Annotated in this window: 1 protein-coding gene; it reads right to left on the reverse strand. The window is 67.8% G+C overall.

From position 1 onward, the window contains the following. Positions 1–13 precede the first annotated feature (13 nt). Entirely contained in the window at positions 14–1921 is a 1908-nt protein-coding gene (locus AC13HU_RS36100) for a ricin-type beta-trefoil lectin domain protein (protein ID WP_483046223.1), read from the reverse strand. Positions 1922–2166 lie beyond the last annotated feature (245 nt).

Consider the following 2166-nt stretch of genomic DNA (forward strand, 5'->3'; position numbering starts at 1 on the left):
CCCGGGCAGTGGATCAGGCGGCGGGCGCCGTCCACTGCTGATTGGCGGCACCGGTGCAGGTCCAGATCTGCAGTCGGGTGCCGTTGGCCGAACTCGGCCCGGTGGCGTCCAGGCACTTGCCCGAACCGGCGTTCACCAGCTCGTTGTTCGGTCCTCTGGTCCACTGCTGGGCCGCGGTGCCGTTGCAGTCGTACAGCTGTGTCTGGCTGCCGTCGGCGGTGCCGGCCGAGGCCACGTCCAGGCACTTGCCCAGCGCCTGGAGGGTGTTGCCGGACGCGGTCCACTGCTGGGCGGTGGTGCCGTTGCAGTCGTAGAGCTGCACCGCGGTGCCGTTGGCCGAGTTGCCGCCGGCCACGTCGGCGCACTTGCCGCCGTAACCGGTGATCGCGCCGGTGTGGCCGGGCGTGCCGCCGCCGCTGCCCTGGGTGCCGGACCAGGTGAACGTGGCCGAGGCGCCGGCGGGCATGGTGTAAGTGAAGTGCTCATTGCCCCAGTTGACCGTGACCGGCTGTGCGGAGGTCGACTCGTTGTAGGCGATCAGGGCCTTGGAGCCGTCCGGGTTCTTCCACGCGACGTTGCGGATCGTGGAGTTGTCGTCGGAGCTGATCCGGTGCGCGCCGGGTCGCACGAACTTCGTCAGCTGGCCCATCGTGTAGTACTCGATGGTGTAGTCGACCTGCCCGCTGCGGCTGTCGCCGTTGTGCACGGTGACCAGGCCGGTGCAGGTGCCGCAACCGCCGTTGTGCGGGCCCATGTTCTGATCGACCGCCAGGCTCCACTTGACCCAGCTCTGGCCCCAGTTACGGGTGTAGTCGATCAGGTTCTCCATGTCCTCCTGCTGCTGGTTGCCGATCCAGGTGCCGCCGGAGTGCTCGGTGTCGAAGTCCGGCACGTTGGGGTACTGGTTGTGGATCGTGGTCTGCTCGCTGGTGCTGCCCTCGTAGCCGTGCCAGGCGATCCCGCCGAAGTTGGGGTCGTCGCGGATCGAGGCGTCGTCCACGGTGGGCGCGGCGAAGCTGTCGTACGAGTCGGGGTTCCAGTCCAGCGCGAGCACCTTCGTGGACAGCCCGGCGGTGTGCAGCGCCGGCAGCAGGTCGTTCTTGGTGAAGTACGCCAGCCCCGAGCCGTTCCAGTTCGCACCCGGGTAGTCACCGCCGACGGTCGGCTCGTTCTGCACCGACACGTAGTCGATCGGCACGCCCGCGGCCTGGTACGCCTGGATGTACTTCACGAAGTACTGCGCGTAGGCCGCGTAGTACTGCGACTGGAGCCACCCCTGCACGTAGCTGCCGTTGTCCTTCATCCACGGCGGCGGGGTCCACGGGGTCGCCATCACCGTGACGTCCGGGTTGATCTGCTCGGCCTGCTTGGTCAGCGGCAGGACGTCCGTCTGGTCGTGGGCGATGGAGAAGTGGGCGAGCGTCGGGTCGGTCTGGCCGGCCGGCATGTCGTCGAACGTGTAGTTGTTGCGGGCCAGGTCGGAGGCGCCGATCGGGTTGCGCAGGAAGTCGAGGCCGATCCCGTTGACCGGGTCGAAGAGCTTCTGCATGACCGAGTCGCGGGTCGAGGCCGACAGGGCGCCGCTGGAGTTGAGCAGGTACGCGGCGGTGTCGGTGAACGACGCGCCGCCGCCGGTGAACTGCTGGTACTGCGTGCCCTCGTCCACCGTGACCTGCTGGCCGGAGCCGCCGGTCCCCGAGGAGAAGGTCAGCGGGGCCTGTTGCTCCAGGCCCTTCGTGACGTTACGGCCACCGGAGTCGCTGGTGGTGGTGAGGTACACCTGGACGCTCTCACCGGCCGCGTGTGCGGTGGCCGGCATCGCGAGCATGGGCACGACGGCCGCCGCGGCCGCCGTCACCACCCCGACAAGGGTGCGCCGCATACGGGTTCTGCCCGCGCGGGGGCGCGTTGCTGCGCTCATGGTTCGTTGCCTTTCTCGGCAATGATGGCATGGGCCTGACATTTGGTCCTATGGGCCGTGCGCCGTACATCTGGGGCAACCGTGCAGCGAGGGGGCCCACACGCTTGTTCCCGTACTTGTTTCACGGCTTATATCGCGACGTGATTCAACCCGCGCTCCACAAGGCCGTCAAGGTGTCGAACGCGGTTCAGATTTCTGAAACACCGTGAAACACGCGTACGTTGACCGGGCGCAGGGCGGTGACC

Source organism: Streptomyces sp. NH27 (assembly GCF_056859195.1).